The sequence below is a fragment of the Buttiauxella sp. S19-1 genome (assembly GCF_022134725.1).
GTDB classification, from domain to species: domain Bacteria; phylum Pseudomonadota; class Gammaproteobacteria; order Enterobacterales; family Enterobacteriaceae; genus Buttiauxella; species Buttiauxella ferragutiae.
Genome location: NZ_JAHWLU010000172.1, coordinates 1 through 6,476, shown reverse-complemented (window position 1 = coordinate 6,476; position 6,476 = coordinate 1). Strand labels below are relative to the sequence as shown.

Sequence of the window (6,476 nt, the reverse complement as noted above, 5' to 3'; positions counted from 1 at the left end):
CCAGGTGGCAGGGTCCAGCCGTCGGGAACGGCTGGAGGGCGCGATCGTCTGGAACGAATCGCAACCGACCCTGACACGGAGGCAAAATGGAGGTTTACCGCTTGCGGCGATTTATTTGCCGGGAGTCCGGGTTCTTAGGGTGGCGACGGTGGCCACCCTAAGACGTTCACCGGTTCAGTCGCGACATAAACACGCTGTCGCCTGGTGAACGGAACCTTCTCCGGCTTGGCAGGAACCGTCCCTCAAAGTTGTGTATAAGAGACAGCTCCTGTGGGAGAGGGCAGGGTGAGGGCAATAATTACTGCGGGAACCACTGCTCACTAATCTTCTGATACGTCCCGTCAGCTTTAATTGCCGCCAGTGCCGTATTCAGTTTAGTTAACAGCGCCTGGTTATCCGGACGCACCGCAATACCCAGCCCAGTTCCGAAGTATTCTGCGTCGGTCACATGCTCACCGACGGTGCCTAGCTGCGGGTTAGTTTTCAGCCACTCATTTACCACTGCTGTGTCACCAAACACCCCATCAATACGGCCATTCTTCAGGTCGATAATCGCATTCTGGTAGCTATCGTAAGAAACCGTTTTAATTTCAGGATGTTTTTCCTGGAGATATTTCTGGTGTGTGGTGCCATTTTCCATCCCAATACGTTTGCCTTTCAGTTCGTCAAAAGATTTAAACGCACCTTTTTTGGCAATCACAACCGCCGAGTTGGCGTAGTACGGCGTGGTGAAGGAAACTTGTTTGCTACGCTCAGGCGTAATGTCCATGCCTGAAATCACCGCGTCATATTTGCGGAATTTAAGCGACGGGATCAGGCTGTCAAACGCGTGGTTTGTGAATGTGCATTCAGTCTGCATTTGTTTGCATAAAGCTTTCGCCAAATCGATATCAAAACCGACAATCTGATTGTTGGCATCAAGCGATTCAAATGGCGGATAAGTGGCCGAAGAGCCAAAGTTGATTTTATCTGCTGCGGCCACGCTAAATGCGGCTGTAGCGAACATAGCGGCCAAAATAAACTTCTTCATGTGTGTTGCTCCCGTCTGTCGTGTTTTATTGTTTTCACCGTTTCCCGGCGTCAAAAAATCATGCCAGTAAATGAATTTATATGCAAATAAAACGTATAATTATATTTATATGGGTGCAAAAAAGGCGGGGAGTCCCCGCCTTTATGATTCATTAACGATCTCTTAGTTACGGCGTTCGAACGCCAATGCGCGGCGCTCTATCACTCGCATTAGCAGCGTCAGTAATCCGTTAACGACCAGATAAACCAGACCAGCAGCCCCGAATACCATCACATCGTAAGTGCGTCCGTACAGCAGTTGCCCGTGCCCCATCACTTCCATTAGCGTAATGGTGTACGCCAGAGAAGTACTTTTAAACACTAAAACCACTTCGTTCGAGTAAGAAGAAAGTGCGCGTTTAAATGCATAAGGCAGCAAAATCGCCAGGGTGTCTTTCTTGCTCATACCCAAAGCACCGCATGACTGCCACTGCCCATCAGGGATAGCGCGGATCGCACCGTAAAATAGTTGTGTTGTATAGGCTGCACTGTTCAACGACAGCGCAATCAATGCGCACAACCACGGTTCAGAAAGCAGGTGCCACAAAACTGGGTAATTCTGAATCGCCGGAAATTGACCTGGGCCGTAGTAAATCAGGAAGATTTGCACCAGCAAAGGCGTACCGGTAAACAGAGTAATGTAGACACGCACAAAGTGAACCAGCACTGGTGTTTTCAGCGTCAGAACGATGGTGAAAAACAGCGATAAAATCAGTGCGACGACAATCGATGCCACGGTGAGAGTCAGGCTGGTGTGCAGGCCTTTAAACAATTCTGGTAAATACTCAAGCATCAGCCAGGCCTCCGTTCAAAACGTGTCGCTCGCTGGTCAATACGCTTGAGAACGTACTGGCTAATGAGTGTGATCACGAGGTAGATGGCTGCCGCTACTACATACCAGGTAAATGGCTCCTGAGTACGGGTGGCGATGCTTTTAGTTTGTAGCATCAAATCATTAACGCTAATCAGCGAAACCAGTGCGGTATCTTTCAGTAAAACTAACCACTGATTACCTAAACCCGGTAACGCATGACGCCACATTTGCGGCATCACCAGACGGAAGAAAATTGCAGCTTTCGACAGACCTAAAGCCTGACCGGATTCCCATTGCCCAATTGGCACGGCTTTGAGTGCACCACGCAAAGTCTGCGAAGCATAAGCCGAATAGAGCAGGGAAAGCGCAATCACGCCGCACAAGAACGGGCTGACATCGAAATTCTCAATTTGTAATTGGATGGGGATTTGTACAAAACCGAGGTTGAGGACAAAACCATCCGAGAGGATCAGCAGTAGCTGTGAGGAGCCGAAATAAATAAACAGCACCACCAGAATTTCAGGCAGGCCGCGCAGCACCGTTACCAGAGCTGAACCCAGCCAGGCAATTGGGCGCCATTTCGCAGACTCCCATACGGCGAAAACCATCGCCAGAGCCAGGCCGATTGCCAGCGCACAAACGGCAAGGCCGACGGTCATCCCGGCGGCGCTCGCTAAAGGAAACATTTCGTTCATTCAGATTACTTCTGGAACCATTTTTCGTAGATGGTCTGATAAGTCCCATCTTTCTTCACTTTTTCCAGCGCCGTGTTGAACTTAGCCTGTAAATCAGTGTTGCCCTGACGAACCGCGATGCCCAGACCGGTACCGAAGTAACCTTTGTCTGTTACTTTATCGCCAATTGCAGCCAGTTTTGGTTCAGCTTTCAGCCATTCGGTCACGACAGCTGTGTCACCAAATACCGCGTCGATACGGCCATTTTGCAGATCCAGTTTCGCGTTCTGGTAGCTATCGTAAGGAACGGTAGTGATTTCCGGATGTTTATCCATGATGAATTTCTGGTGCGTGGTGCCGTTCTGTACACCAACTTTCTTGCCTTTCAGCGCCGCAATATCAGCAACTTTGCCTTTCTGGCCGATAAACAATGCAGAGTTATCGTAGTAAGGGGTGCTGAACAGAACTTGTTTTTCACGCTCTGGAGTGATGTCCATACCGGCCATAACCGCGTCGATACGACGGAATTTCAGGCTTGGGATCAGGCTGTCAAAAGACTGGTTTGAGAAAGTGCAGGTTGCATCAATTTCTTTACACAGTGCATTTGCTAAATCGACATCAAAACCAACGATTTTATTGCTGGCATCCATAGATTCAAACGGAGGGTAAGACGCTTCCGTAGCAAAACGAATCGTTTGTGCAGCCGTCGCGGAAAGGCTCAGGCTGGCTAATAATGTGGCAAGCAGAACTTTTTTCATGGTTATTTTCCCGGATACATCAGTGTGACAGATAGAATTTAAACGCTTCGGTCTGTGGTTTTGCGAAACAACTTGCATCACCTTGTTCAACGATGTGGCCATTTTCCATGTAAACCACGCGGCTTGCGGTTTTACGCGCAACTTCCACTTCGTGGGTCACGATGACCTGAGTGATGTTGGTTTCAGCCAACTCACGAATAATGCTGACGATTTGTGCGGTGATTTCTGGGTCCAGCGCTGCGGTTGGTTCATCAAACAGCAGAATCTGTGGTTCCATCATCAATGCACGGGCAATCGCGACACGCTGCTGCTGGCCACCGGAAAGGTGGAGCGGATAGCGGTCCATGTAAGGTTTCAGGCGTAAACGCTCAAGCAGTTTATCTGCACGAAGGCGGGCTTCATCTTTGCTGATCCCAAGGACGCGGCAAGGCGCTTCCATCAGGTTTTGCAGCACAGTGAGGTGAGGCCAAAGATTGTATTGCTGGAACACCATGCCCACATTGCGACGTAACTCACGAATGGCTTTATCGCCAGGCGCTTTTGTAAAGTCGAAATGGTTGTCTGCAATGGTGAGTTGCCCGGAGCGCGGCATCTCAAGCAGGTTGAGTACGCGCAAAAGCGAGCTTTTGCCTGCGCCGCTTGGACCAAGCAGCACCAGCGTTTCGCCCTGTGGGCAACTAAGGGTGATATCGAACAGCGCTTGATGTGCGCCGTAAAAACAATTAATGCCGTTTAGTTGAATACTCATGCGCATAACTTGAATAGCAATTGAAGCCGCAAAGGGTACCTTTAACAGAATAGTTATGCAATCTTTGTGCGTTAAAACCTAAAAATAACTACTCCCACGCCTTAAAGGTAGCACAATATAGCGGGGCGGGAGGGGGGCAAGAATAAATGTCGGAGTTATCAGAAAATTCCAGACTATTTACATGGGTTACCTTACCTCTCCCGCAGGGAAAATTACTCGGTTTCTATTGCCTGACGCAGGCTGCCAGAAGGCGCATGGCTGTTTATCCCGAGATAACGCACGTCATCGACCGCCCAGCACTGGCCTGCACGAATCATCAGCACCTCATCTTGCCAGCTTTGACTGCCTTTTGTGAGGTCCACTCGTAGCGGGATATTGCGCGCATCGGTGTTAGGAATAGTTGACGAAGAAGCCACTGTTGCACTGTCTGCGCCATCTGCGTTGCTGGTAAACATGTTGCTGCGCATAAACTCATTTTGTGCATTTGGCGAAGCGCTGGCTTTTTGCATTTGTGCAGCAAGGTCATCACTCAGATACGGACGCAAGCCGGTAATGGCGCTGCTGCCCTGAGTTTTATGGCTTATCTGATAGTCGTAAAATTTCTGCGCCACGCTATCCGGGCCACCTTCAATACAAGGGCCGTTGCGAGTACCAATATCTTTAAACGCGGGTGTTACGGGGGTAGTACAGGCCGTGAGGAACATCGCGCACGGAAGAAGAACCAAAACTGAGCTGCGCATTTTTATTTCCTTATTTTCTCAGGAGGACTAACTTAGCATAGCGTATCGCTGTCAAAATGCGTGGCAGGTTCTACGCTAAGATATTGATCCAAAGAGAGGAGAAGCTTATGCAGTTTACAACGACCCCTACGCTCGAAGGGCAGAGCATCATAGAGTATTGTGGCGTGGTGACAGGGGAGGCGATTCTGGGCGCCAATATTTTTCGCGACTTTTTCGCTGGAGTCCGCGATATCGTCGGTGGCCGTTCCGGTGCATACGAAAAAGAGTTGCGTAAAGCGCGTGAAATCGCGTTTAGAGAATTGCAGGAACAAGCAGAAAGTTTGGGCGCTAATGCCGTAGTCGGTATCGATATTGACTACGAAACCGTGGGTAAAGAAGGGAGCATGCTGATGGTGAGCGTCACCGGTACTGCGGTGAAAACGCAACGATGAAAGGCCGTCTAGCCACATTTTTAATCGCGATTTTGCTGGCGGGGTGTGCCAGCAAACCTCAAGTTGCCGATAAAACCGTTGTTGATAAAGGCGATTTTAAAGTCGACACCAGCCACACTGCGCGGGCAGCTTATCCACGTGTGAAAGTGTTGGTTATTCACTACACCGCCGATGATTTTGCCGGTTCGTTATCCACGTTGACTGACCAAAATGTCAGTTCTCACTACTTGATACCCGATACGCCACCGACATCCGGCGGCAAACCGGTTATCTGGCAACTGGTGCCTGAAAGTGAACTGGCGTGGCATGCTGGGGTAAGTTTCTGGCGTGGTGCCACCCGCATTAATGACACCTCGATTGGTATTGAACTGGAGAATAAAGGTTTCACGCGCCAGGGCCGCGCAAAGCAGTTCTATCCGTTCAATGCGCCGCAGATCTCGGTGCTGGAGAAACTGGCGAAAGTGATTATCGCTCGCTATCAAATCCAGCCGCAAAACGTGGTCGCACATGCGGATATTGCCCCGCAGCGTAAAGTTGATCCTGGCCCGTTATTCCCGTGGCAGCAACTGGCACAGCAGGGCGTGGGTGCCTGGCCGGATGCTAACAGAGTTGCCTTTTATCTGAATGGCCGTGGTCCGTACCAACCGGTGGATAAACGAGGTTTGCTTGATTTGCTATCGCGTTATGGTTATCAGGTGACGCCTGAAATGACGTCGGAGCAGCAAAAGAGAGTGATTCAGGCTTTCCAGATGCACTTCCGTCCAAAAGAATATTCTGGCCAGCCGGATGCGCAAACGGAGGCAATTGCAGAAGCGTTACTTGAGAAGTACGGGCAGGGGTAAACCTGCCTTTCTACCACTTGAATTAGCGAGTCTAATTACCGATGCAAAAGTTTTCGCAGCGGTAATTTATTTTTTCCTCATTCTCACAATTGTACTCAGATATAGCGGCAGAATAATTATCTGCATTTTTCTGGAAAGCCTGAACTCACCTATAAACGTCATTAGAGCGGTTCTTAACTTCAACTGCTCTTTAACGGGGAGTTTTGAGTTTTTATTTTTTATAATGGTGTATTTTATAAAATTGAAAACGCGTTGAACAGTAGGGAATAAAATATCTAATGTATCAGGTTTGTCTTGTGCCATTTTTGCAAGGGCGCAGACAACATATACTAAATCTAAAAGATCTTTTTGTCTGAAGGTTTGTGTAATGCTTTTTTTATGGAAACGATACCAGATGAGGG

At 49.0% G+C, this 6,476-nt stretch carries 8 protein-coding genes and 1 pseudogene; 2 read left to right on the top strand and 7 right to left on the bottom strand.

Annotated features, from left to right (window positions below; translation table 11 throughout):
* Positions 1–298 precede the first annotated feature (298 nt).
* The 6 genes from artJ to MES37_RS22780 all read right to left on the bottom strand — a co-directional run bounded on the left by artJ (position 299) and on the right by MES37_RS22780 (position 4,802).
* Positions 299–1,030, bottom strand: coding sequence for an arginine ABC transporter substrate-binding protein ArtJ (gene artJ / locus MES37_RS22805; protein WP_064548310.1), 732 nt, complete (start codon positions 1,028–1,030; stop codon positions 299–301).
* A 162-nt stretch (positions 1,031–1,192) separates the two neighbouring features.
* Positions 1,193–1,861: an arginine ABC transporter permease ArtM gene (gene artM, locus MES37_RS22800; RefSeq protein WP_064548304.1), complete on the bottom strand. Its 669-nt coding sequence runs from the start codon at positions 1,859–1,861 to the stop codon at positions 1,193–1,195.
* Positions 1,861–2,577 carry an arginine ABC transporter permease ArtQ gene (gene artQ, locus MES37_RS22795; RefSeq protein ID WP_133522486.1) on the bottom strand — a complete coding sequence of 239 codons (717 nt, stop codon included), beginning with the start codon at positions 2,575–2,577 and terminating at the stop codon, positions 1,861–1,863. Before artQ ends, artM begins: the two co-directional genes overlap by 1 nt.
* 5 nt (positions 2,578–2,582) lie before the next feature.
* On the bottom strand, positions 2,583–3,314 hold the full coding sequence (gene artI, locus MES37_RS22790; RefSeq protein WP_064548301.1) for an arginine ABC transporter substrate-binding protein ArtI: 732 nt from the start codon (positions 3,312–3,314) through the stop codon (positions 2,583–2,585).
* A 19-nt stretch (positions 3,315–3,333) separates the two neighbouring features.
* The gene (gene artP, locus MES37_RS22785; RefSeq protein ID WP_064548321.1) at positions 3,334–4,062 is read right to left on the bottom strand and encodes an arginine ABC transporter ATP-binding protein ArtP; all 729 of its coding nucleotides are present in this window, start codon (positions 4,060–4,062) and stop codon (positions 3,334–3,336) included.
* 212 nt (positions 4,063–4,274) lie between these two features.
* Positions 4,275–4,802: a lipoprotein gene (locus MES37_RS22780; protein ID WP_121813970.1), complete on the bottom strand. Its 528-nt coding sequence runs from the start codon at positions 4,800–4,802 to the stop codon at positions 4,275–4,277.
* A 107-nt stretch (positions 4,803–4,909) separates the two neighbouring features.
* Between MES37_RS22780 and MES37_RS22775 the strand changes: the two genes are divergently transcribed.
* Both MES37_RS22775 and MES37_RS22770 read left to right on the top strand, forming a co-directional pair.
* The gene (locus tag MES37_RS22775; RefSeq protein ID WP_232886479.1) at positions 4,910–5,233 is read left to right on the top strand and encodes a heavy metal-binding domain-containing protein; all 324 of its coding nucleotides are present in this window, start codon (positions 4,910–4,912) and stop codon (positions 5,231–5,233) included.
* Entirely contained in the window at positions 5,230–6,075 is an 846-nt protein-coding gene (locus tag MES37_RS22770; protein ID WP_064548294.1) for an N-acetylmuramoyl-L-alanine amidase, read from the top strand. The genes MES37_RS22775 and MES37_RS22770 overlap by 4 nt, the downstream gene beginning before the upstream one ends.
* A gap of 66 nt (positions 6,076–6,141) precedes the next feature.
* On the opposite strand, the pseudogene MES37_RS22765 reads toward MES37_RS22770, so the two are convergent.
* Positions 6,142–6,476: pseudogene (locus MES37_RS22765) on the bottom strand (glycosyltransferase family 2 protein); the annotation flags it as partial.

Bases quoted from the DNA above. Each gene is read 5' to 3' on its own strand.
- artM (WP_064548304.1), bottom strand. From the start codon at position 1,861: ATGCTTGAGTATTTACCAGAATTGTTTAAAGGCCTGCACACCAGCCTG.
- artJ (WP_064548310.1), bottom strand. From the start codon at position 1,030: ATGAAGAAGTTTATTTTGGCCGCTATGTTCGCTACAGCCGCATTTAGC.
- MES37_RS22780 (WP_121813970.1), bottom strand. From the start codon at position 4,802: ATGCGCAGCTCAGTTTTGGTTCTTCTTCCGTGCGCGATGTTCCTCACG.
- artI (WP_064548301.1), bottom strand. From the start codon at position 3,314: ATGAAAAAAGTTCTGCTTGCCACATTATTAGCCAGCCTGAGCCTTTCC.
- artQ (WP_133522486.1), bottom strand. From the start codon at position 2,577: ATGAACGAAATGTTTCCTTTAGCGAGCGCCGCCGGGATGACCGTCGGC.
- MES37_RS22770 (WP_064548294.1), top strand. From the start codon at position 5,230: ATGAAAGGCCGTCTAGCCACATTTTTAATCGCGATTTTGCTGGCGGGG.
- MES37_RS22775 (WP_232886479.1), top strand. From the start codon at position 4,910: ATGCAGTTTACAACGACCCCTACGCTCGAAGGGCAGAGCATCATAGAG.
- artP (WP_064548321.1), bottom strand. From the start codon at position 4,062: ATGAGTATTCAACTAAACGGCATTAATTGTTTTTACGGCGCACATCAA.